The sequence below is a fragment of the Microbacterium meiriae genome, assembly GCF_032364335.1.
In the GTDB taxonomy this organism is placed as follows: Bacteria; Actinomycetota; Actinomycetes; order Actinomycetales; family Microbacteriaceae; genus Microbacterium; species Microbacterium meiriae.
On record NZ_CP133984.1, the window covers coordinates 1,888,068 to 1,911,191 of the forward strand.

Below are 23,124 nucleotides of genomic sequence, written 5' to 3' on the forward strand. Positions count from 1 at the left end.
GGGATGAACGCCTCCGCCCTGCCCGAGACCCTCGCCGAGATCCGCGACGGATTCCTGGAGACCCCGGAATCGGACCGCCTGCTGCTGCTCCTGGAGTACGCCGACGAGCTGCCCGCCGTCTCCGATGAGGTCGCGGCGCATCCGGAGATGGGCGAGCGCGTCGCGGAATGCCAGTCGCCGGTCTACATCTACGTCGAGGTCCACGACGACGTCGTGACCATGCACGCCACGGCCCCTGAGGAGGCGCCGACGACCCGGGGCTTCGCGAGCATCCTCGTCCAGGGCCTCACCGGGCTGACAGCGGACGAGGTGCTGGCGATCCCCGAGGACTACCCGCAGTCGATCGGGCTCACCAAGGCCGTGTCACCGCTGCGGATCGGCGGCATGACCGGCATGCTGATGCGGGCCAAGAACCAGGTCAGGCAGAAGCGCTGAGCCCCTGTGCCGCGAGCCATTCCGAGATGGCCGTGGTCCAGCCCTTCTCGTCGTAGTTCCAGAGCTTGGTGTGCCGGGCGACGGTGAAGCGCGGCATGGTGACCAGGTCCGGCCGCGCCTCCTGCAGTGCGTGCGAGGCATCCGCCGGGACGAAGCCGTCGTCGTCGCTGTGCAGGATGAGAATCGGCGCCCGTAGCTCATCAGCCCGAGCAACCATGTCCAGACGGTCGAACAGGATGGGCTCGTCCGCACCGCTGAGCTTCGCCGTGAGCGGCAGCTGCAGCGCTCCCATCGCCAGCGCGGGCAGCGGTGCGCGCACCCGGGCGACCTGAGCCTGGAAACGGAGGACCGTGCGCCAGTCGACGACCGGCGACTCCAGGATGATGCCAGCGATGCGATCCCGATGGCCGGAGTTGACCGCAGCCTGCAAGGACACCGCCCCGCCCATGGACCAGCCCATCAGCACGATCCGCTCGGCGCCGTGACGCAGCGCATAGGCGATCCCGGCGTCGACATCGCGCCACTCGGATGCGCCGAGCGCATAGGCGCCCGCCTTGGTCCGCGGCGCCTCGCCGTCGTTGCGGTACGACACGACGAGCGTGGGCAGCCCCGCCGCGTGCATCACCGGCACAGCACGGAGGCACTCGGCGCGGGTTGTGCCGCGACCGTGCACCTGGATGACCCAGGTCGAGGAGTCCCCCGGGAAGAACCACGCGGGGCACGGCCCGGTCGGCGAGCCGATGAGCACGTTCTCCCATCGCAGGTGCAGCTCACTCGGCGACATGTAGTAGCTGCCGCTGAAGGACGCGCCGCGGTCCACCCTGGCACCGGGTTCGATCTTCGTGAGGAGCTTGCGCCGCACCGTCGTGCTGTCCGCGCTGAGAACCGCCCCGAGTTTGACGTAGCCGTACGTGCCCGTGGTGAAGAGGCCGTATCGCCCCGGCAGCTCGGTGTCGAGGGTGCGGCGGAGTTCGATGGTCTGCGCCCCGGTGTCGATCGCGAGGATCTCCGTGTCCTGGACGCGGCTTCGCAACGGGGTCACGACCCGGCGTGCCACCGCGATCACGAGGATCCCGACGGTGGCGCCCAGGGCGAGGAGCGCGGGGACAACGATCGCAACGGCGTGCCTGAGACTCTTCATCGCCTTCCGACTCTAGCCTGTTGCCGTGACCGCACACCCCGAGGCCGGGACGCCCTTCGACGCCGCCGTCGCCGAACTGCGCGCGACCGCGTTCCGCGACGACATCGCGGTCCGCGAGATCCCCACGCCGCAGAACCTCGCGCCCTTCGCGATCGCGCTCTCCGCCGACGTCCGCCCGGGTGAGGACGGCGACTCGATATACGGGACCGGACGGTTCATCCTGCTGCACGATCCGGAGGAACCGGATGCCTGGGGAGGCGCCTGGCGCATCGTGATCTTCGCCCAGGCTCCGCTGGAGACCGAGATCGGCACGGACCCGCTGCTCGCCGACGTCACCTGGTCGTGGCTCGTGGACGCCCTGGACTCCCGGGAGGCGATCTACCACTCGCCGTCCGGCACGTCGACGAAGACGCTGTCGAAGGGATTCGGCGGCCTCGCCGACGAGGGAGACGGCGCACAGATAGAATTGCGGGCGTCCTGGACTCCGGAGGGCCCGTTCCGACCGCACGTCGAAGCATGGGCCGAGCTGGTCGGAATGCTGGCGGGGCTTCCGCCGGGTTCCGAGGGCATCGCCGTGATCGGCGCGCGAAAGGCTGTACGTGACTGAATACTCCGTGATCTCCGAAACCGAGGAGTTCCGTGCAGCCTGTGCTGCGCTCGCGGCCGGCACCGGCCCGGTCGCCGTCGATGTCGAGCGGGCGTCCGGCTTCCGCTACTCGCAGCGGGCCTATCTGGTGCAGGTCTTCCGACGCGAGGCCGGGGTGTTCCTGTTCGACCCGCCCGCGATCGGCGACTTCGCCCCGCTGCAGGAGGCCATCGGCGACGTCGAGTGGGTGCTCCATGCCGCCAGCCAGGACCTGCCCTCTCTGCGCGAGCTGCACCTGGAGCCGAAGGAGATCTTCGACACCGAGCTCGCCTCCCGCCTGCTCGGTCATGACCGGGTGGGTCTGGCCGCCGTCGTCGAGGACACGCTCGGCATCACCCTGAAGAAGGAGCACTCGGCCGCCGACTGGTCGACCCGTCCGCTGCCCGACTCCTGGCTGGACTATGCCGCGCTCGACGTGCTGCACCTCGTCGACGTCCGCGACGCGCTCGTCGCCGAGCTCGAGGAACAGGGCAAGACCGCCTTCGCCGCTCAGGAGTTCGCCGCCACCCTGGCGCGCGCCCCGAAGGCCCCGCGCGAAGACCCCTGGCGGCGACTGAGCGGACTCCACCAGGTCCGTGGTGCCCGCAACCTCGCCGTCGCCCGCGCCCTGTGGGAGGCCCGCGAGATGTACGCGCAGCAGCAGGACATCTCCCCCGGGCGCCTCGTGCCCGACCGTTCCCTCGTCGCCGCGGTCCTCGCCAACCCCGCCTCCAAGCAGGCCCTCGCGGGAGTCAAGGAGTTCCAGGGCCGCGCGAGCCGCACCCAGCTCGACCGCTGGTGGCAGGCGATCGTCGACGGCCGTGCCGCGGAGACGCTGCCGCGCGAACGCGTGCCGAGCGATGCGCTCCCCCCGCCCCGCGCCTGGGGCGACCGCAACCCGGAGGCCGACGCCCGCCTGAAGGCCGCCCGTCCCGCCGTCGAGGCGGTCGCGGAGGAGCTGGGCATGCCCACCGAGAACCTCCTCACGCCCGAGTACCTGCGCCGGGTCGCGTGGGACGGCCCGGGCGCCACCGCGGAAGAGATCGGCGCCGCCCTCTCCGCACTCGGGGCACGCCCCTGGCAGGTTGAACAGACTGCACAGAAGATCGCCGACGCCTTTGTAGAGGCGACGCAATCGCCCGACACCACGTCCGCGACCGCTTCGTAGGTTCGATCCAACCGATTCCTCCCGGTTTCCGGCCGTTCATAGACTGAGGCCACCGCACTAACTTGGAGGCAGAGTGGCCGAGATCTCGGACGTCTTCTTCGTCGATGGAGTGCGCACCCCCTTCGGGCGCGCCGGCGAAAAGGGCATGTACTGGAACACCCGCGCGGATGACCTCGCCGTCAAGGCGACCATCGGCCTGATGGAGCGCAACGCGGCCGTGCCGGCGGACCGCATCGACGATGTCGCGATCGCCGCGACGAGCCAGACCGGCGACCAGGGGCTCACCCTCGGACGGTCGGTGGCGATCCTCGCCGGACTGCCTCAGACCGTCCCCGGACTCGCGGTCGAGCGCATGTGCGCCGGCGCGATGACGAGCGTGACCACCATGGGCGCTTCGATCGGCGTGGGCATGTACGACCTCGCCCTCGCGGGCGGCGTCGAGCACATGGGCCACCACCCGATCGGCGCGAACGCCGACCCCAACCCGCGCTTCGTGGCGGAGAAGATGGTCGACCCGGGCGCTCTCAACATGGGCGTCACCGCGGAGCGCATCTTCGACCGCTTCCCGCACCTCACCAAGGAGCGCTCCGACCGCTACGGAATGCGCAGCCAGCAGAAAGTGCAGGCCGCCTACGACGCCGGCAAGATCCAGCCGGACCTCGTGTCGGTCGCGATCAAGGGCGCCGACGGCGCCTGGGGTCTGGCCACCGAGGACGAGGGCCGCCGTCCGCAGACCACGATGGAGGACCTCGCCGGCCTCAAGACGCCGTTCCGTCCGCACGGTCGCGTGACCGCAGGGACGTCCTCGCCGCTCACCGACGGCGCGACGATGTCGCTGCTCGCCGGCGGCGGCGCCGTCAAGGAGCTCGGACTCGCGCCCAAGATGCGCATGGTCTCGTTCGCCTTCGCCGGCGTGCAGCCCGAGATCATGGGCATCGGCCCGATCCCGTCGACCGAGAAGGCGCTCAAGAAGGCCGGTCTCGACATCTCCGACATCGGACTCTTCGAGCTCAACGAGGCGTTCGCCATCCAGGTCATCTCCCTGCTCGACCACTTCGGCATCGACGACGAAGACCCCCGCGTGAACCCGTGGGGCGGCGCGATCGCCGTGGGCCACCCGCTGGCCGCATCCGGCGTCCGCCTCATGATCCAGCTCGCGGCGCAGTTCGCCGAGCGCCCCGACGTGCGCTACGGCCTGACGGCGATGTGCGTCGGTCTCGGCCAGGGCGGATCCGTCATCTGGGAGAACCCGCACTACGACGGAAAGAAGAAGAAGTGAGCTACGACGACGTCGACTTCTCGCCCATCCAGGCGCTCACCGAGGGAGAGGTCATCACGCACTCCCCCGTGCGTGACATCCGCCTCGCGTCGGGCAAGGTCCTCGCCCTGATCACGCTGGACAACGGTCGGGACCACACCCGCCCGAACACCCTCGGTCCGGCCACCCTCACCGAACTCGGCGCGACACTCGACGGCCTGAAGAGCCGCGCGGCGGCCGGCGAGATCCAGGCGGTCGGCATCACCGGCAAGCAGTACATCATGGCCGCCGGTGCCGACCTCTCGGACATCAGCAAGGTCGGCTCGCGGGACAACGCGCGTCTGATCGCCCAGCTCGGCCACAAGGTGCTCGGGAAGCTGAGCGAGCTCGGCGTGCCGTCGTTCGCGTTCGTGAACGGACTCGCACTGGGCGGTGGCCTGGAGATCGCGCTGAACTCCACGTACCGCACGGTCGACGCATCGGCGGCGGCCGTGGCGCTCCCCGAGGTCTTCCTCGGCATCATCCCCGGCTGGGGCGGGGCGTACCTGCTGCCGAACCTCATCGGCATCGAGAACGCCCTCGAGGTGGTCATCTCCAACCCGCTCAAGCAGAACCGCATGCTGAAGCCGCAGCAGGCCTTCGACCTCGGCATCTTCGACGCCATCTTCCCCGCCGCGAACTACCTCGAGAACTCGCTCGCGTGGGCCGACGCGGTCCTCGGCGGCAAGAAGGTCGTGCGCAAGAACGAGCCGGGCAAGATCGAGCGGCTCACCAAGTGGCCGATCGCCATCAAGATGGCGCGCGGCATGCTGGAGTCCAAGATCGGCACCGTGCCGAAGTCGCCCTACGCGGCTCTCGAGCTGCTCGACAAGGCGAAGAGCGGCACCAAGGCGGAGGGTTTCGCCCGCGAGGACGAGGCGCTGGCGGAACTGGTGACCGGGGACCAGTTCGCCGCGTCGATGTACGCCTTCGACCTCGTGCAGAAGCGTGCGAAGCGTCCGGTCGGCGCACCGGACAAGCAGCTCGCGAAGAAGGTCACCAAGGTCGGCATCATCGGCGCGGGTCTCATGGCCAGCCAGTTCGCGCTGCTGTTCGTGCGCAAGCTCCAGGTGCCGGTGCTGATCACCGACCTGGACCAGGCACGCGTGGACAAGGGCGTCGCCTACATCCACGAGGAGATCGGCAAGCTGGAGGCCAAGGGCCGCGTGGACGCGGACACCGCGAACAAGCTGCGTGGGCTCGTCACGGGCACCACCGACAAGGCTCTCTACGCGGACTGCGACTTCGTGATCGAGGCGGTCTTCGAGGAGGTCGGCGTCAAGCAGCAGGTCTTCGGTGAGATCGAGAAGATCATCGCGGAGGACGCGGTGCTCGCCACGAACACCTCGTCGCTGTCGGTCGAGGAGATCGGCGCGAAGCTCGCCCACCCCGAACGGCTCGTCGGCTTCCACTTCTTCAACCCGGTCGCGGTCATGCCGCTGATCGAGATCGTGAAGACGCCGACGACCGCGGACACCGCACTGTCCACCGCATTCGTCGTCGCCAAGAACCTGGGCAAGAACGCGGTGCTCACCGCCGACGCCCCGGGCTTCGTGGTGAACCGCCTGCTCGCGAAGGTCATGGGCGAGGCGGCGCGCGCCGTCTACGAGGGCACTCCGATCGCCGACGTCGAGAAGGCGTTCGCGCCGCTCGGCCTGCCAATGGGGCCCTTCCAGCTCATCGACCTCGTCGGCTGGAAGGTGGCCGCGCACGTGCAGGACACGATGGTGCGCGCATTCCCCGACCGGTTCTACGCCAACGAGAACTTCCACGCCCTCGCCGAGCTCGACCAGGTCGTCGAGAAGGACAAGGGCGGCCGTGTGGTCGGCTGGACGAAGCAGGCCGAGAAGGTCCTGGCGCCCGCCGTCGGCAAGAGCCCGGCATCGGCGGCCACGATCCTGCAGCGCGTGCAGGACGGGCTCGCGACCGAGATCAAGCTGATGCTCGACGAGGGCGTGGTCCCGGAGGTCGAGGACATCGACCTGTGCCTCATCCTCGGGGCAGGCTGGCCGTTCATCGACGGTGGGGCCTCGCCGTATCTCGATCGCGAGGGGGCGTCCGAGCGCGCGTTCGGCGGTTCCTTCCACACCCCGCAGATCCGCGGCATCGAAAGCCGCTGATCACGTCTCCGCAGGGGGTCGCGCCGTAGGCGTGGCCCCCTGCGTCGTCCCCGGTGCCGGACGGGCATCCGGCTCGCCGCGGCGCGGCCAGTGCGACAGGGCATGCTCCGCGAGCGCGGTGATGGTCAGGGACGGGTTCACGCCCGGATTGGCGGGTACAGCGGCCCCGTCGACGACGTGCAACCCCGGGTGTCCCCAGACGCGCTGGTACTCGTCCACGACACCCTCCTCCGGTGATCCGGAGATCACGGCTCCGCCGAGGAAGTGTGCCGTGAGCGGGATCCCGAAGACCTCCGGCCACGAACCGCGCGCCTCGGCGGGAACCTCGCCCTCGCGCTCCAGACGCGCGGCGATGGCACGGGCCGCGCGATGCGCCTCGGGGAGGTGGCTGGGGTTCGGCGCGCCGTGACCCTGCGCGCTCGTCAGTCTCGTCCGTCCGAAGCGGCGCCGCAGCGACAGCGTGAGCGAGTTGTCGGCGGTCTGCATGACGAGTGCGATGATCCCGCGCTCGCTCCACCGCCGGAGGGACGCGAGGCGCAGGGCCCGGGCGGGGCGGCGCAGCACCTGGCCCACGAGCGCGACCAGGCGGCCCGGAAGCACGCGGTCGCCCGGGACCAGCACGGTGGCGAGAGCGCCCATGAAGTTCGACCCCGGACCGTAGCGGACGTTCTCGACGTGGGTGCGGTCATCCACGTGGAACGATGTGGTGATCGCCACGCCCCGCGCCAGGTCCACCCGCTCGGGCACCCGGACGGCGACGGCGCCATCCAAGGCCTCCGAGTTGGTGCGGGTGAGCCGGCCCACGGCGTCGGAGACGTGCGGCAGCGCGCCGGCGGCCTTCATCCGATGGAGGAGCTGCTGGGTGCCCCAGGTGCCCGCCGCCAGGACGACCTCCCGTGCCGTGACGGTCTGAGGACGTCGTCGGAACCAGGCGCCGCTGCGGCGCGTCGTGACGGAGAATCCACCGTTCGGGAGCTCCCGCACCTCGGTCACGGTACGCAGCGGCTCGATGACCGCTCCGCGGCGCTCGGCGAGGGCGAGGTAGTTCTTCATCAGGGTGTTCTTGGCACCGACGCGGCAGCCGACCATGCAGTTGCCGCAGAGCGTACAGCCCGTGCGCTCGGGGCCCTCACCGCCGAAGAACGGGTCAGCGACTCGCTCACCGGGTACGCCGAACCACACGCCGACGGGTGCCCGGCGGAAGGTGGCGCCCACCCCGAGGTCCTCGGCGGCACCGGCCATGATCCGCTCGACGGGTCCGTCGTGAGGATAGTGCTCCACCACGCCGAGCATGCGCTTGGCCGTGGCGTAGTGCGGGGCCAGAGCCGCGCTCCAGTCCCGGATCGACGACCACTGCGGGTCGGCGAAGAACGCCGCGCCCGGCTCGTACAGCGTGTTCGCGTAGTTGAGCGACCCGCCGCCGACGCCCGCGCCGGCGAGGATCATCACGTGCGGAAGCCGATGGATGCGTTGCACTCCGAAGCACCGGAGCGCCGGGGCCCAGAGATAGCGACGCACGTCCCAGCTCGTCTTCGCGAAGTCCTCGTCGGCGAATCGTCGCCCGGCCTCGAACACGCGGACGCGGTAGCCCTTCTCGGTGAGCCGGAGGGCGGCGACGGAGCCGCCGAACCCCGACCCGACGATCACGACGTCCTCATCGAACATGTGCGTCCCCCCTCTCCGCGTCGGTCATGACGGTCAGCGCCGCCGCGCGGACCGAGATCGTGCAGGTCTCCTCCCCCACGCGCTCGCCGTCCGCGTAGGCCACGAGACCGGGCGCGGCGACGGTGACCGTGCGCGCCCGGAGGTGGTGCACCTCCGGGCGCGCGAGATGCGTCCCGCGCAGGAGCACGGGGAACAGGCGCACCAGGCGGAGGCGGCCCAGGGGCCCCACGGCGACGACGTCGAGGGTGCCGTCATCCGGAACGGCGCCCACGCAGACGGGCATCCCCCCGCCGTAGCTGGCCGTGTTCCCGACCGCCACCAGAGTGCCGCGGGCGGGGATCACCGGGCCGTCATCGGCGCGGATCGTGAAGTCGAGCGGACGCAGCCGGACGAGCTCGATGAGCAGCGCGAAGTAGTACCGCAGTGCGCCGGACGGCCAGCGGAGGCGATTGGTGCGATCGCTCACGCGGGCGTCGAACCCCAGCGCCGCCACGGTGAGGAACAGCGACGTGCCCGTCGACGTCCGCACCTCGCCGATGTCGATGGGGCGGGGCAGACCGGTCAGGGCGAGCTCGACAGCCGCCGCCACGTCCGTGCGCGGCAGCCCGAGCGCTCGCGCCAGGTCGTTCCCGGTGCCGGCGGGGACCACCGTGACCGGGACGCCTGCGGCGCACACCACGTCGAGGATGCCCGAGAGGGTGCCGTCACCGCCCACCAGGACGAGCCCGTCCGGTGCCGCGTCCAGCGCGAGCATCGCGAGCCGCCTCGTCTCCGCGGGCGACCCTCCGGCGTAGACACGGACATCCGCGCCCCGCTGTCGCAGGTGATCGAGCGCCTCCTCGGTGACCCGCTGCCCGCGGCCCTTGCCGGAGAGCGGATTAGACAGCACCGCGATGTGCCCCATCTCAGACGGTCGCCCTCGTCGGGACATCGACGAGCACGGCACCTGGATTCATGATGCCGCGAGGGTCCAGCTCCCGCTTGACGGCGGTGAGGATCCGCACGCCGGTCTCACCGATCTCCTGCGCGAGCCAGGGGGCGTGATCGCGACCCACGGCGTGATGATGGCTGATCGTCCCGCCGTTCGCGAGGATCGCGTCGTTTACCACGCCCTTCACCTCGGCCCACGCGCCCAACGGTTCGCGTCGCAGTCCGGCGAGCACCGTGAAGTAGAGGGAGGCGCCCGTCGGATACACGTGCGAGACGTGGCACATGACGTACGAACGCGCGTCGACCGCGTCGAAACCGTCCCGCAGCGCCCCCTCGACGGCCTCCTTCAGAGTGCGGAGGTTCGACCAGGTCGTCGCCGTCTCCAGCGTCTCGCAGAACACCCCGGCGTCGAGCAGCGCATCGCGCAGGTAGGGTCCGTCGAATCGTCCCGCCGCCCACTCCTCCGCATCGCCGGTGCCCGCAGAGCGACCGCCCGCCGCGGCGAGGATCGCCGCGGTCCGGTCCCGGCGCGCCGCGGCCTCGTCGCCCTCGAACACCGTCACGACGCTCGCCCCCTTCGCGAGGGCCTTCCCGATCCGGCCGACCTGGGCGAGGCTCACGGCGGTCTCGGCCTCGTCGGAGAGACGGATGACCGTGGGACCTGCCCCCTGCTGCACGACGCGGCGGAGCGCATCGGCACCGCCGGCGAAGTCGGGGAAGGTCCACGACTCGAAGATCCGCACCGTCGGCACCGGGTGCACGCGGACCCGGACCTCGGTGATGACGCCGAAGATCCCCTCGGAGCCGAGGAAGAGGCGGAGAAGATCGGGGCCGGCCGCCGACCCCGGCGCGCGTCCGAGGTCGAGGTCTCCCGTCGGTGTCGCGACCCGGATCCCCGTCACCATCGCCTCGAACCGCCCGTTGCCCGCGGAGTTCTGTCCGGACGACCGTGCAGCCGCGAACCCTCCGATCGTGGCGTAACGGAAGCTCTGCGGGAAGTGGCCCAACTCCAAGCCGTGTGCGGAGAGCTGCGCTTCGGCATCGGGTCCGGTCGTCCCCGCCGCAAGGGTCGCCTCGCCGCTGAGCGTGTCGAGGTGGAGCAGGCCGGAGAGCCGGCGCAGATCCAGGCTGAGCACGGCGCGATGCGGGCCGGGCTCCGGGTCCAGCGCCCCCACGACGCTCGTTCCCCCGCCGAAGGGGATCACGGCGAGCCCCCGCTCCCCCGCCAGAGCGAGACACGCACGGACGGCGTCATGGTCCGCAGGAGACACGACGGCATCGGGCGCATCCTGCTCGAGAGCCCGTCGACGCAGGAGATCGGGCGTGGAACGTCCTCCCGCATGCCGGAGCCGTCCCGCGGTCGAGACGTCGACCGCATCGGCGCCCACGGAATCTTCGAGTGCAGCGACATCGTCCGCCGTCAGCCGGGACGGCCGGATGCGCACGTCCTCCAGCGCGGGCGGCTGCGGAGGGCGCCGCACGCGGCCCAGCAGCAACGGCAGCAGCCCGCGGACGGCGAGCGGGAGATCCTTCGCCCGACTCGGGTCGCCCCACCCGTTCCAGCGCATCTCGGGTCTGTCGGCTCCGCTGCCGTTCCGCTGCTCCATGCGTTACAGTGTGACACATCATGGAAGAACGTCAATCTCCCACTCTTCCCTCCAACTCCCTCGCCCCGGCGTGGGACGCCACGCAGCGGCGCGTGCTCGACGCGGCCGATGACCTGCTCGTCCGCGGCGGCGTGCACGGGGTGACGATCGCCGCCCTCGCACGGCGTTCCGGCCTCAGCCGGCCCACCATCTACCGGACGTGGCGGGATGCCGACGACGTCGTCCGTTCCGCGCTCCTGCGGCGGGTCGCCGACCTCCTCGACGGGTTCCCCGAGCGAGCCAACTCGCGAGACGCTCTCGTCGAGGACGTGCTGCGGTTCACCTCGCTGTTCCGCGCCGACCCGGTGTACGCCCATCTCCTCGACGAGGAGCCCGAAGCGTTCACCCGCTACACGCTGCACCGCGTGGGCTCCAGCCAGCGGCTCATCCTGCGGTGGCTGTCCGACGCTATCGCAGCCGGCCAGGCCGACGGATCGGTGCGCGGGGGCGCCCCCGGCGAGATCGCCGTCATGCTGCTCCTGATCGCCCAGTCCGCTGTGCTGTCGCACGCGACGGTGGCCGACCTCATCGACGAGCGGGCCTGGGAGCGTGAGCTCCGCGCCGCGCTGGACGGTCACCTGCGGCCATGACCCCTGCCTCGACCGCCCTCCACGCGGGCCGCCGTCGGCGCGAACTCGACGCCGCGGCCGATGACATCTGCGACCTCCTCGTCGTCGGCGGAGGGATCACCGGAACGGGCGTGGCCCTGGACGCCGCATCGCGCGGACTCCGCGTGACCCTGATCGAGGCGGAGGATCTCGCGTTCGGGACGAGCCGGTTCAGCTCCAAACTCGTCCACGGCGGGCTGCGGTATCTCGCCACGGGGGACGTGGCGACAGCACGCGAGAGCGCACGCGAACGGCATCGGCTGATGACGGTGATCGCGCCCCACCTCATCCGTCCGCTCGGGCAGCTTCTCCCTTTCGCGCCCGGCGTCAGCGGCCGCCAGCGCGGGGCCGGAGCGGCGGGGATGGCCATGGGCGACCTCCTCCGCCTGCAAGCGCGCACGAGCGGGAAGGTGCTGCCGGGACCGCACGCCGTCGGGACGGCGAGGGCGCTGCGCCTGTTCCCCGCGCTCAACCCCTGGGGACTCCGCGGCGGCATGCTCACGTATGACGGCCAGCTGTCCGATGACGCCGCCCTCGTCGTGGCCGTCGCCCGGACGGCGGCCGGTCTCGGCGCGCGGATCCTGACCAGGGTGCGCGCCGAGCGGCTGCATGCCGACGGGGCCACGACGACGGACATGCTCACCGGGGAACGCATCGAGATCCGTGCACGGGCGGTCGTCAACGCCACCGGAGTCTGGGCGGCGACTCTGGACGACGGCCTCACGCTGCGCCCGAGCCGCGGCACCCACATCGTCCTCGACGCCGCCGACCTCGGGCATCCGACCGCTGCGCTCACCATCCCGCTCGAAGGCTCCATCAGCCGCTACGTGTTCGCCCTGCCGCAGCGTGGCGGCCGCATCATCGTCGGGCTCACCGATGTCGACGCGCCGGGACCGATCCCTGCAGTGGCGGAACCCACGGAAGGGGAGATCGCGTTCCTCTTGGAGACCCTGAACCGTCTGCTGGCAGTGCCACTGCAGCGGGACCGCGTCCGCGGGGCGTTCGCCGGACTCCGCCCACTGGTCGACACCGGAGCGGCCGAGACGGCGGACGTCTCCCGCCGGCATCTCGTCCGCACCTCCGAGTCCGGGGTCGTCTCCGTGCTCGGCGGCAAGCTCACGACCTACCGACGCATGGCGGAGGACGCGGTGGATCTGGCGGTGCGACAGCGCGGCCTTCGGGTCGGGCCCAGCGGCACCGCGACCCTGCGGCTGATCGACGATCCCGCCCCGGACAACGGCTCGCAGGACGCCGTTGCGGACGGCATCGCCCTCTCCCGACCGGTCGTCGAGCACGCTGTCCGGTCGCAGGGCGCTCTCACCGCGGCCGATGTGCTCGATCGTCGCACTCGGATCGGGCTGGTCCCCGACGAACGCGCCAGAGCTCTCCCGACCGTGGAACGGATCGTCGCCGAGACCCTCGCCGACATCCCCTGACCGACGGAAGCCCGCTCCAGGGAACGTCCGTCAGTGGCGCTCGTGGAGTGGGAGCTCGATCGCTCCGGTCTCCCCGGCGTGGCGGGCCTTCGGGATGCGCGTACCGAGCACCTGCGCCACGACGTCCTGAGCGATCTTGGAGGCGGTGAGACCGGCATCGGCCAGGATCTGGTCGCGCGACGCGTGATCGATGAACTCGTCGGGAAGCCCCAACTCGTCGACAGCCGTATCGATGCCCGCCTCGCGGAGCACCTGCCGCACCCGCGTGCCGATGCCACCCACGCGGATGCCGTCCTCCAGCGTGATCACCAGTCGATGCTGGGCTGCGAGCTCGACGACCGACGGCTGCACGGGGATCGCCCAGCGCGGGTCGATGACGGTGGCGCCGATGCCCTGGGCGCGCAGCCGATCGGCCACGTCGACGGCCAGTGCTGCGAACGGGCCGATCGCCACGATGAGGACGTCTTCGCCCTCGCCCCGTGCGAGCACGTCCACGCCGTCCTCGAGGCGCTCGAGCGCCGGGAGGTCAGCGGAGACATCGCCCTTCGGGAAGCGGATGACAGTCGGGGCGTCCTCCACGGCGACCGCTTCGTCCAGTGCCTCAGTCAGCCGCGCGCCGTCGCGGGGGGCTGCGATGCGGATGTGCGGGACGATCTGCAGCATCGCGAGATCCCACATGCCGTGGTGACTCGGTCCGTCCGGGCCGGTGACGCCGGCGCGATCGAGCACGAACGTGACGCCGGCGCGGTGCAGCGCGACGTCCATGAGCACCTGATCGAACGCGCGCCCCATGAACGTGGCGTAGACGGCGACGACCGGGTGCAGACCGCCGTAGGCGAGTCCGGCGGCCGAGGCCACCGCGTGCTGCTCGGCGATGCCGACGTCGTAGACCCGGTCGGGGAAGCGCTCCGCGAAGGGGGCGAGACCGGTGGGCCGGAGCATGGCGGCGGTGATGGCGATCACGTCCGGGCGTCGCTCCCCGACCTTCACGAGGGCGTCGGAGAAGACGTCCGTCCACCCGCGGCCGCCCGAGGAGAGGGTCTCCCCCGTCGTCGGGTCGATCTTCCCGACCGCATGGAACTGGTCGGCCTCGTCGTCGCGGGCCGGCTGGTAGCCGCGACCCTTCTCGGTGATCGCGTGCACGATGACCGGTGCACCGTAGGACTTCGCGAGCTCCAGCGTCTCCAGCAGCGCCGGCAGATCGTGACCGTCGACCGGGCCGAGGTACTTGATGTCGAGGTTGGAGTACAGCGCCTCGTTGTTCGTGAACCGCGAGAGGAAGCCGTGCGTGCCGCCGCGCACACCGCGGAACACTGCGCGTCCCACCGGCCCGAACGCACGGAAGAGGCGATCGGACTTGTGGTGGAGGTCCTTGTAGGCCGCGGCGGTGCGGACCCGGTTGAGGAAGCGCGACATGCCGCCGATGGTCGGCGCGTACGAGCGGCCGTTGTCGTTCACGACGATCACGAGGTTGCGGTCGTTGTCGTCGGAGATGTTGTTCAGCGCCTCCCAGGTCATACCGCCGGTCAGCGCGCCGTCGCCGACCACCGCGACCACGTGACGGTCTGCGCGGCCGGTGGCGGTGAGCGCCCGCGACACGCCATCGGCCCAGCTCAGCGAGCTGGAGGCGTGGGAAGACTCGACGACGTCGTGCGGGCTCTCCGCGCGCTGCGGGTAGCCGGCAAGCCCCTCCCGGACGCGCAGCTTCGAGAAGTCCTGGCGACCGGTGAGAATCTTGTGGACGTACGACTGGTGGCCGGTGTCGAAGATGAAGGGGTCGTCCGGAGAGGAGAACACGCGGTGCAGGGCGATCGTCAGCTCCACCACGCCGAGGTTCGGCCCGAGGTGACCGCCCGTCTGCGAGACGTTCTCGACGAGGAACGCGCGGATCTCCGAGGCGAGTTCTTCCAGTTGCTCCGGAGAGAGCCGATCAAGATCGCGCGGTCCAGAGATGCTCGGAAGAATGGGCATCTGCGCCTCCTCACAGGCCTCGACGGAGCGTCCGAACGGGTGCGGACGCCTTCCCGATCCTACCGCTCGGAGCCGGGAATCCCCCGAGGACGAGACGCCCTTGACACGCCGAAGGGGCCCGTGTCGGTGGACACGAGCCCCTTCGTCGATGCGTCTCAGACCAGCGAGCGCAGTACGTACTGTGACATGCCTCCGCATGCGTTAGTTCGAGCCCTTGGGCACTTCGAAATCAAGCTTACCTGGACGAAACCCCTGGTCAGGAGGGGACTCAATCGCTCCATGCAACTGCCGTCAACGCAGCATGTCACGGAGTTTGTCCGGGGAGGGCAACGTGCTGCCTTTCCTCTTTAAGCAACGCAGGTGGACAGGAGCGACTGACGAGCGCCATAGCGTCGTGGTTCATCTCAGAGTCCAGGGAGCGTCTCAGCGTTCGCCTTCCAAGGGCATTCACCTCCGTGATTCCCCCAGTCACACGCGTGTGGTCCTGCGTGGTGTGCCAGCCGACTATCTTGTCGTCCTCCGATGCATGCTCGCAACGAAGGTACCTAGAGGATCTCTCGTGTCCAGCGTGCACGAGCGCCGCGAGTTCCGCCTGGTCAAGTGCTTGATTCATGATCAGTATGCTTCCTTGCTCATCGCCCACACGCTGCAGCATCCCGGCGATTGCGCTGCGCCCATTTCCCTCCGGAAACAAACGCGAGCGGGAAGTCAGTTGAACTGAAAATCCCGGTATGACGACCGGACATTGAAGCGTCGCCCTTCCTTGCGTCGCTGCAAGAAACCGGCGATCGTGTCGACGTCTTCTCCGCGCATTCCGAGTGCACGGCACTTCGCGCGAACCTGCTCGACGGTGACCGGAGCCCAGCGATCGGGCCGATGCATCATGTCAGCCTTGAGCTTGTCCTCTTCGTTCCACTTCAGACCTGAAGAATATCCCGCCGCCATCGACGCGATGTGCTCAAGGATGCCGTCTACTCCGTTTGGCAACGCTTCTAGAGTCGGCTCGGGATCCGTCGAAGGCTCAATCGTCCGGCCAGGATACAACTGAACCGGGTTCATGTCCTCGATCCACTCGGCCGTCTCTTCGAGGCCCCATTCGATGACCGCGATCGCATCAGCCTCTACTCGCCACACCTCGTTAAGACGCTTGTGATCAGGCCACGCATAGAGCACCCGCTGACCTTCGAAGTAGCCGCCTACGAACCCGCGCCAAGCGTGGTGCTGCACGCTCGGAAGCGAGATCAGTCGATTGATGCTCGCGCTCTCCACAACTCGTCGCGGCGTCACGACGACCACGGAACCGCCTGGCTGCTCAAGAAGCCATTTCACAGCTCGAGCATTCTGCGCCTCGCGAGAATCACCCTCGCCAAGCCTTGACACAGCCGCACGCACATCTGACATACCAATATCCCCTCGATCTTGTCGCCGCTCCCACGCTAGTGACGAGGTCGGACATTGCGGAGGGCCTTCAACCCGAACGATGGAGTGTGCTTCGCGATCCTGACACAGAGGGTGGCGAACGACAGGCTGTCGCTGATCTGTTCGCCGGTGGTATCGGTGCTTACACGAGCCCGGCGGGTCGCCGCACCGTTCGGTTCGACGACGCGGTGGAGGCTGCTTAGGTGATCCAGCTCGCGGATCTGCTCCTCCGCAGCGGGCAGCGGGCAGGTAGCAGCTGATCGGATCAATCCGTAAGATGAGTTCACGTACCCACAGATGCTGCCATGACTGGCTTCGCGCTAATCGGTACGTCGATCAGGCCTCTCGCGACGACGATGCCCTCACGCGCGATGTAGCACTCATGAGCTCCACGGAGCTCGGTGCGCTCGTGTCCGCCGCTCGTGCCGTTCGACTGGGCGATCTGCCCGCGGATCTTGTTCCGACGCTCGGCCTCGCCACTCGGATCGAGCACCTTCCAATGGATGACACGGGCTAGACGAGAGAACCAACCAATCGCTGATATCGGGTCTTGATTGCGTCCTCGCCGCCCTCAAGGATCTCGCAGACGTTGTCTTTCACCGCCGCCTGCTGAAGAGTTCCCGCCGCCTCGATGCCGGGTATTGCATCGCCATGCTGAACCACCACAACGTTCTCTGCCCCAGAAGTCACCACAACGTTCGCGTTATGGGTCGAGACGATGAGCTGGCGTTTGCGCTTAATAGTCTTTAGCGTCTCCACCGCTAGATGCCGGATCAGCTTGTTCTCCAGATCATCCTCAGGCTGATCCAGGAGAAGCGGGTCCGTACCCATCTGGAGGATGACGGTCAACAGTGCCGCGGTCTTCTGGCCTGGCGATCCCCTATCAACCGGAATGAAATTGCCTGTCTCCTGGGTTCGATACCGGACTGAGACCAGGTCGTCCGGGAACCACAGCATGATATCGGTGACAATGTCGAACGTGTCTGCTCTGTCCAGTCGGCTGTAGAAGCGCGCGTCGACGGGGACAGCGCCCCCGATCTCGGAGGAGCTACCTTCTTCAGCCAACTCGATCAGCTTCGTCTTGAAAGCGACGACTCGGTCCGGGAACTTCGGGTCCTTGGGCTCGCCGTTGAGGAAAGAAGCGAAGCCGTCCCTCGCGAATGCCGATTCGAATGACTCGGGGAACTTCAGTAGCTCGCGGAGCGCACCGCCGAGGCTGCCAACATCGCCTTGATGGAAGACCTCGACCTTCGTGAGGGAGCCATCTGAGTCGCTGAGGCTCTTGACGAACGACTGCCGACGCACGAAGAGTTCGCGACGTTTCTCCACGATGGCTTCGAGGATGCCGTCGATCACGCTTTGTTGCGCGGCACGCCGCTCATCCGAGTTTTCGACCGTCCGGAGTTCAGTCTGCAGTTCGGTCTCACGCTCTCGGTCCTGGACCGTCTTGTCAGGCGCTACCCGGGATGAGCCGCCCTGCTCGCCCAGCCATGCGTTGAGCTCTGACACACGCGTCTGCCACTGCTGGCGGGTTTGACCCGACTCCCACTGGGTTCGAGACTTACCGAGCAACGCAGAAGCCTCTTCGAGCAATCCAGCGGCGCGTTCCAGCTCCGCAGAGCGATCGGCATAGCCTTCCACCTTCAGGGCATCGGTCGTCAGTTCGCGCAGAGTACGTGCTTGGTCGGTCGTGAGGCTCTCGATCTCGGTCGCCCGCTCGTCTGCCACAGCTGACTGCCTGAGCCGGTCCTCAAGGGTCTCGAGTTCCTTGTACTCGTCACTTGCTCGCAGTTCCTGGAGGTGACGGAGCCGGCCCTGCACCTGTTCCAGCTCACCTCGGATCCGGTCTGCCTTTTCAGATTCCGCCAACAGCTGGCGCAGCTTGTTCCGCTCCGCTTTGAACTGGAGGTGGAGAGAATCAATCTCCTCATCCCACTCGGCCCGGCGAATCTCGGGCATGTCATCAAGGATGGTCAGGAAGCTCTGCGTCCGTGATGCCAGTTCGTAGATTTGCTTCTGGCTGAAGACCCGGACAGGAGTTCGGTCGAACGCTTTCCCCGCTTGCTCTTCCCACTCGGAACCATCCCAAACTTCGATCGTTGAGCGTCCCGGTTCGGAGCCAAGCCAGGTGACTCTGAGCGGCCGCCCGTCCCGTGTGTACTGCACGGTGATCCGGGTGTGCTCGTCCCACCACCGCTCGTTGGAGTCGCCGATAGGCATGAACCTGGCCAAGTCCCGCGTAACACCAGGCGGCAGTTCGTCTGTGCGTCCTAGGGCAAGCCGGAGCAGTTCGATGACCGTCGACTTGCCGACCCCGCGGCCTCCGATAAGGCAGTTCATCCATGGACCGAAGCGGAACGTCTCCGTGGCACCTCTGTGGAAAATCTCGATCGAATCGATGTGTCCATGGTCAACCCCGTTCGGGTCCACATAGCCCGTCACGCAGCGCTGTATGGACTCCGTTGCATCCGATATCGCGAGTCGGAGGCCATGTAGGTCAAGCGTCTCAGCTTTGACGAGGGTGACATGCGTACCAGGAGCCTTAGCCGGACCCGATCCTGTGTGCGAGTCGGCGCTGAGATGGTGGGCGTCGGATCCGAGAAGGGCGACCCAGCCCCTGCGCTCGGCCTGCTCGACGCTGGCGTCGTCGATGACCTCGACGGCGTGGATAATCGTGTTGTCCTTGAGCGCGAGCAGGTCCCGCTCGTCGATGGAGAACACACCGTGCGGGCCGTCGGCGTGCGCGGGGACGAAAAGACCGCCCTTCTCGTGAACGATCGCCGCCGCATCGCTCAACGTTATGTTTGCGGTTTCGTTGCTGGCACCTCTCATTCCGGTGTACTTGCACAGCGTAAGCACCTGATTAACGATCTCAGCGGGACAAGCCGGATCGAAGATGGCAAGAACGTGAGTCCCGCCCGTCACCGTCAGCTCGACACCCGGAAAGATCACGAACGGCGGAAGATCGGGATCCCCTGTCCTGAGTTTGCTGAGCGCCTCACGCGCCTGATCGATACCCTCGTGCGTGTTGTGGTCGGTGATTACGATGCCATCTACGCCAGCATCGAGATACGCCTGGATCCATTCCCGGTATGTAGGCTTCGGCCCCTTGCTCGCTGTGTCGGGCAGGCCCCCGTAGTCGAATGACGCCGGCGAGTGAGCGTGAATGTCGAGGCTCCACCAACGCGCACCAGGAGCGGAGGTCGGCGGAGCAGGGGGTCCGTGTTCGCCGGGGGCAACAGCGTCAGATTCAGCCATACCTCCTGTCTACAGGTCGGGCGTCTTCGGAGGGGGCACACACGCTGCGCTGTCGCCACAATCGCCGAACGACGGTTACGGGGAGGGTGAATCCTCCCTCGTCGATGCGACTCGAATTGGCTCGGCGACGCGGGCACCGGCTCGTAGCTGTGACAGAAGGCCGTACCCGGGGACTGCTGCACGATGGCCGTCGGCCCACCGTTCACGAGCGGTTTGATCTACGTAGCGCAGCCTACTGTGCGCGACGCCGAGCCGACGACTCCAATCGATGCCCTGCTCAAGACACAGATGCCTGGCGCTCGGCGTCCCGACGTCGCCCTCTGACGCTGGAGACCCCGGCGCTCTCGTCGTGAGCCAGCCGCGTACACAAGTGTGCGCCACCGAACCTACGTTCGGCGACGCACACACGTGAGACCCTGGAACCGTTAGCGAAGCAGCGTGCTACCGCGTCTCAGGCCGCCTCCTTCACGAGCCGAAACTCAACTACCGGCAAGTCCGCGCAGCACGTACTGCAGGATGCCGCCGTTGCGGTAGTAGTCCGCCTCACCGGGGGTGTCGATGCGGACGACCGCGTCGAACTCGACCGGCTGCTTGCCCTCGGGCGAGTGCTCGCTCGGGGTGGCGGTGACCTTGACCGTCTTCGGGGTGACGCCGTTGTTGAGCTCCTCGAGCCCCGTGATCGAGACGATCTCGGTGCCGTCGAGGCCCAGCGACTCCCAGCTCTCGCCGGCGGGGAACTGCAGCGGGACGACGCCCATGCCGATGAGGTTGGAGCGGTGGATGCGCTCGAAGCTCTCCGTGATCACGGCCTTGACGCCCAGGAGGCTCGTGCCCTTGGCCGCCCAGTCGCGCGACGAGCCGGAGCCGTACTCCTTGCCGCCGAACACGACGAGCGGGGTGCCCTGCTCGGCGTAGTTCATGCACGCGTCGTAGATGTACGACTGCGGGCCGCCCGGCTGGGTGAAGTCGCGGGTGTAACCGCCCTCGACGACCTGTCCGTCGTTCACGGCCGAGACCATGAGGTTCTTCAGGCGGATGTTCGCGAAGGTGCCGCGGATCATCACCTCGTGGTTGCCGCGACGCGAGCCGAAGGAGTTGAAGTCCTTGCGGTCGACGCCGTGCTCCGTGAGGTACTGGGCCGCGGGGGTGCCCGGCTTGATGTTTCCGGCGGGCGAGATGTGGTCGGTGGTGACCGAGTCGCCGAGCGTCGCCATGACGCGCGCACCCTCGATGTCCTTCACCGGGGTGAGCTCCATCGTCATGCCGTCGAAGTACGGGGCCTTGCGCACGTAGGTCGAGTCCTCGTCCCACTGGAACGTGTCGTCGTCCGGCGTGGGCAGGTTGCGCCAGCGCTCGTCACCGTCGAACACGGTGGCGTACTGCTTGATGAACTGGTCGCGCGAGATCGACGAGTCGACGATCTCCTGCACCTCGTCCGGCGAGGGCCAGATGTCCTTGAGGAACACGTCGTTGCCCTCCGCGTCCGTGCCGAGCGCGTCGGTCTCGAAGTCGAAGTGCATCGAGCCGGCGAGGGCGTACGCGATGACCAGCGGCGGGCTCGCCAGGTAGTTCATCTTCACGTCCGGGCTGATGCGGCCCTCGAAGTTGCGGTTGCCCGAGAGGACGGCCGTCACGGCGAGGTCGTGCGAGTTGATCGCCTCGGAGACCTCTTCGATCAGCGGACCGGAGTTTCCGATGCAGATGGTGCAGCCGTAGCCGACCGTGTAGAAGCCGAGGCCCTCGAGGTCCTTGTCCAGGCCGGACTTCTCGTAGTAGTCCGTGACGACCTTCGACCCGGGGCCGAGCGTGGTCTTCACCCATGGCTTCTGCTTGAGGCCCTTCTGCCGCGCCTTGCGGGCGAGGAGACCGGCGGCGATCATGACCGACGGGTTGGACGTGTTGGTGCACGACGTGATGGCGGCCAGCGTGACGGCGCCGTTGTCGAGGGTGTACTGCTCGCCCTCGGGAGTCGTGACCGGCACGGGGTTCGACACGTTGGCCGGCGCACCGCTGCTGATGTGCACCGGACGCGTGGTCGGCTCCTCCTCCCCCGGGACCTGTCCGGGGTCGGACGCCGGGAAGGAGTGCTTGGACTCGAGGTCGACGATGTCGTCGCTGGTCGAGGCCGTGGCGTAGTTCAGGATGTCCTGCTCGAACTGCGTCTTCGCCTCGGAGAGGAGGATGCGGTCCTGCGGGCGCTTCGGACCGGCGATGGACGGGACGACCGTGCTGAGGTCGAGCTCCATGTACTCGCTGAAGACGGGCTCGTGAGAAGCGTCGTGCCAGAGCTTCTGCTCCTTGGCGTAGGCCTCGACGAGCGCGACGGCCTCGTCGCTGCGGCCGGTGAGACGCAGGTAGTCGAGGGTGACGTCGTCGATCGGGAAGATCGCGGCGGTCGAGCCGAATTCGGGCGACATGTTGCCGATCGTCGCGCGGTTCGCGAGCGGCACGGAGGCGACGCCCTCGCCGTAGAACTCGACGAACTTGCCGACGACGCCGTGCTTGCGCAGCATGTCGGTGATGGTGAGCACGACGTCGGTCGCCGTCACACCGGCGGGGATCTCACCGGAGAGCTTGAAGCCGACGACACGCGGGATGAGCATCGACACGGGCTGGCCGAGCATCGCGGCCTCGGCCTCGATGCCGCCGACGCCCCAGCCGAGCACGCCCAGGCCGTTGACCATCGTGGTGTGCGAGTCGGTGCCGACGCAGGTGTCGGGGTAGGCCTGGAGGACGCCGCCGTTGGTGCGGTCGTAGATGACCTTCGCGAGGTGCTCGATGTTCACCTGGTGGACGATGCCGGTGCCGGGGGGCACGACCTTGAAGTCCTGGAACGCGGTCTGGCCCCAGCGGAGGAACTGGTACCGCTCGCCGTTGCGCTCGTACTCGATCTCGACGTTGCGCTCGAGCGCGTTCTCGGTGCCGAACAGGTCGGCGATGACGGAGTGGTCGATGACCATCTCGGCCGGCGAGAGCGGGTTGATCTTGTTCGGGTCTCCCCCGAGCGCCGTCACGGCCTCGCGCATGGTGGCGAGGTCGACGATGCAGGGCACACCGGTGAAGTCCTGCATGACCACGCGCGCCGGCGTGAACTGGATTTCGGTGTTGGGCTCCGCGTTGGCGTCCCACGACCCGAGCGCCTCGATCTGCGCCTTCGTGACGTTCGCGCCGTCCTCGGTGCGAAGCAGGTTCTCCAGGAGGACCTTGAGGCTGAAGGGGAGCTTGTCGAAACCGGGCACCGTGTCGATGCGGAAGATCTCGTAGTCGGTGCTGCCGACCGTCAGGGTGCTCTTGGCACCGAAGCTGTTCACCGTGGACACGAATCCGTCTCCTTCTATTCGGATGGGAGCGACAGGCGCCTCCATCTTGCTCGCCGGTGCGGCCGCGCGGCTAGCAAGGGGGACC

At 68.3% G+C, this 23,124-nt stretch carries 16 protein-coding genes; 7 read left to right on the top strand and 9 right to left on the bottom strand.

Annotation, left to right across the window (positions count from 1 at the left end; genetic code table 11):
* The first annotated feature begins 3 nt into the window (after positions 1-3).
* Positions 4-435 carry a SufE family protein gene (locus RI211_RS09095; protein WP_187661550.1) on the top strand — a complete coding sequence of 144 codons (432 nt, stop codon included), beginning with the start codon at positions 4-6 and terminating at the stop codon, positions 433-435.
* On the opposite strand, the gene RI211_RS09100 is transcribed toward RI211_RS09095, so the two are convergent.
* Positions 419-1,576 (bottom strand): alpha/beta hydrolase family protein, encoded by a 1,158-nt coding sequence (locus RI211_RS09100; protein WP_315637735.1) that lies wholly within the window; start codon positions 1,574-1,576, stop codon positions 419-421. The genes RI211_RS09095 and RI211_RS09100 overlap by 17 nt on opposite strands.
* 25 nt (positions 1,577-1,601) lie before the next feature.
* On the opposite strand from RI211_RS09100, the gene RI211_RS09105 reads away from it, so the two are divergent.
* The 4 genes from RI211_RS09105 (at position 1,602) to RI211_RS09120 (ending at position 6,786) form a co-directional block, all read left to right on the top strand.
* Entirely contained in the window at positions 1,602-2,183 is a 582-nt protein-coding gene (locus tag RI211_RS09105; RefSeq protein WP_315637734.1) for a DUF3000 domain-containing protein, read from the top strand.
* Positions 2,176-3,369: a ribonuclease D gene (locus RI211_RS09110; RefSeq protein WP_268776272.1), complete on the top strand. Its 1,194-nt coding sequence runs from the start codon at positions 2,176-2,178 to the stop codon at positions 3,367-3,369. Before RI211_RS09105 ends, RI211_RS09110 begins: the two co-directional genes overlap by 8 nt.
* A 73-nt stretch (positions 3,370-3,442) precedes the next feature.
* Positions 3,443-4,648: a thiolase family protein gene (locus tag RI211_RS09115; RefSeq protein ID WP_315637733.1), complete on the top strand. Its 1,206-nt coding sequence runs from the start codon at positions 3,443-3,445 to the stop codon at positions 4,646-4,648.
* Positions 4,645-6,786, top strand: a complete 2,142-nt coding sequence (locus tag RI211_RS09120; RefSeq protein WP_259954894.1) for a 3-hydroxyacyl-CoA dehydrogenase NAD-binding domain-containing protein — start codon at positions 4,645-4,647, stop codon at positions 6,784-6,786. Before RI211_RS09115 ends, RI211_RS09120 begins: the two co-directional genes overlap by 4 nt.
* Here the strand turns inward: RI211_RS09120 and RI211_RS09125 are convergent, their stop codons facing one another.
* The 3 genes from RI211_RS09125 to RI211_RS09135 are packed head-to-tail and all read right to left on the bottom strand — an operon-like array spanning position 6,787 to position 10,988.
* On the bottom strand, positions 6,787-8,451 hold the full coding sequence (locus tag RI211_RS09125; RefSeq protein ID WP_315637732.1) for a GMC oxidoreductase: 1,665 nt from the start codon (positions 8,449-8,451) through the stop codon (positions 6,787-6,789).
* Positions 8,441-9,355, bottom strand: coding sequence for a YegS/Rv2252/BmrU family lipid kinase (locus RI211_RS09130; protein ID WP_315637731.1), 915 nt, complete (start codon positions 9,353-9,355; stop codon positions 8,441-8,443). The genes RI211_RS09125 and RI211_RS09130 overlap by 11 nt, the downstream gene beginning before the upstream one ends.
* A 1-nt stretch (position 9,356) precedes the next feature.
* Complete coding sequence (locus tag RI211_RS09135; RefSeq protein WP_315637730.1) at positions 9,357-10,988, bottom strand: FAD-binding oxidoreductase; 1,632 nt, start codon at positions 10,986-10,988, stop codon at positions 9,357-9,359.
* Positions 10,989-11,008: 20 nt separating this feature from the next.
* Here RI211_RS09135 and RI211_RS09140 point away from each other — a divergent pair, with 20 nt between their 5' ends.
* Both RI211_RS09140 and RI211_RS09145 read left to right on the top strand, forming a co-directional pair.
* Entirely contained in the window at positions 11,009-11,617 is a 609-nt protein-coding gene (locus RI211_RS09140; protein ID WP_315637729.1) for a TetR/AcrR family transcriptional regulator, read from the top strand.
* A complete protein-coding gene (locus tag RI211_RS09145; RefSeq protein ID WP_315637728.1) occupies positions 11,614-13,071 on the top strand; it encodes a glycerol-3-phosphate dehydrogenase/oxidase in 1,458 nt (485 codons plus the stop codon). The genes RI211_RS09140 and RI211_RS09145 overlap by 4 nt, the downstream gene beginning before the upstream one ends.
* Positions 13,072-13,101: 30 nt before the next feature.
* Here RI211_RS09145 and dxs read toward each other — a convergent pair whose 3' ends face one another.
* From dxs to RI211_RS09165, 5 genes are all read right to left on the bottom strand, one after another.
* Positions 13,102-15,042 (bottom strand): 1-deoxy-D-xylulose-5-phosphate synthase, encoded by a 1,941-nt coding sequence (gene dxs / locus RI211_RS09150; protein WP_315637727.1) that lies wholly within the window; start codon positions 15,040-15,042, stop codon positions 13,102-13,104.
* Between the two features lie 708 nt (positions 15,043-15,750).
* Complete coding sequence (locus RI211_RS09155; protein ID WP_315647685.1) at positions 15,751-16,443, bottom strand: hypothetical protein; 693 nt, start codon at positions 16,441-16,443, stop codon at positions 15,751-15,753.
* Between the two features lie 301 nt (positions 16,444-16,744).
* Positions 16,745-16,954 carry a nucleotide-binding domain-containing protein gene (locus RI211_RS17000; RefSeq protein WP_396654912.1) on the bottom strand — a complete coding sequence of 70 codons (210 nt, stop codon included), beginning with the start codon at positions 16,952-16,954 and terminating at the stop codon, positions 16,745-16,747.
* Positions 16,955-16,974: 20 nt separating this feature from the next.
* Entirely contained in the window at positions 16,975-19,719 is a 2,745-nt protein-coding gene (locus RI211_RS09160) for a TrlF family AAA-like ATPase (protein ID WP_315637725.1), read from the bottom strand.
* A gap of 479 nt (positions 19,720-20,198) precedes the next feature.
* Positions 20,199-23,084, bottom strand: coding sequence for an aconitate hydratase (locus tag RI211_RS09165; protein ID WP_315637724.1), 2,886 nt, complete (start codon positions 23,082-23,084; stop codon positions 20,199-20,201).
* Positions 23,085-23,124 lie beyond the last annotated feature (40 nt).

Coding starts and splice junctions, on each gene's coding strand:
- RI211_RS09100 (WP_315637735.1), bottom strand. CDS start 1,576: ATGAAGAGTCTCAGGCACGCCGTTGCGATCGTTGTCCCCGCGCTCCTC.
- dxs (WP_315637727.1), bottom strand. CDS start 15,042: ATGCCCATTCTTCCGAGCATCTCTGGACCGCGCGATCTTGATCGGCTC.
- RI211_RS09155 (WP_315647685.1), bottom strand. CDS start 16,443: ATGTCAGATGTGCGTGCGGCTGTGTCAAGGCTTGGCGAGGGTGATTCT.
- RI211_RS09095 (WP_187661550.1), top strand. CDS start 4: ATGAACGCCTCCGCCCTGCCCGAGACCCTCGCCGAGATCCGCGACGGA.
- RI211_RS09165 (WP_315637724.1), bottom strand. CDS start 23,084: ATGGAGGCGCCTGTCGCTCCCATCCGAATAGAAGGAGACGGATTCGTG.
- RI211_RS09145 (WP_315637728.1), top strand. CDS start 11,614: ATGACCCCTGCCTCGACCGCCCTCCACGCGGGCCGCCGTCGGCGCGAA.
- RI211_RS09160 (WP_315637725.1), bottom strand. CDS start 19,719: ATGGCTGAATCTGACGCTGTTGCCCCCGGCGAACACGGACCCCCTGCT.
- RI211_RS09130 (WP_315637731.1), bottom strand. CDS start 9,355: ATGGGGCACATCGCGGTGCTGTCTAATCCGCTCTCCGGCAAGGGCCGC.
- RI211_RS09125 (WP_315637732.1), bottom strand. CDS start 8,451: ATGTTCGATGAGGACGTCGTGATCGTCGGGTCGGGGTTCGGCGGCTCC.
- RI211_RS09140 (WP_315637729.1), top strand. CDS start 11,009: ATGGAAGAACGTCAATCTCCCACTCTTCCCTCCAACTCCCTCGCCCCG.
- RI211_RS09135 (WP_315637730.1), bottom strand. CDS start 10,988: ATGGAGCAGCGGAACGGCAGCGGAGCCGACAGACCCGAGATGCGCTGG.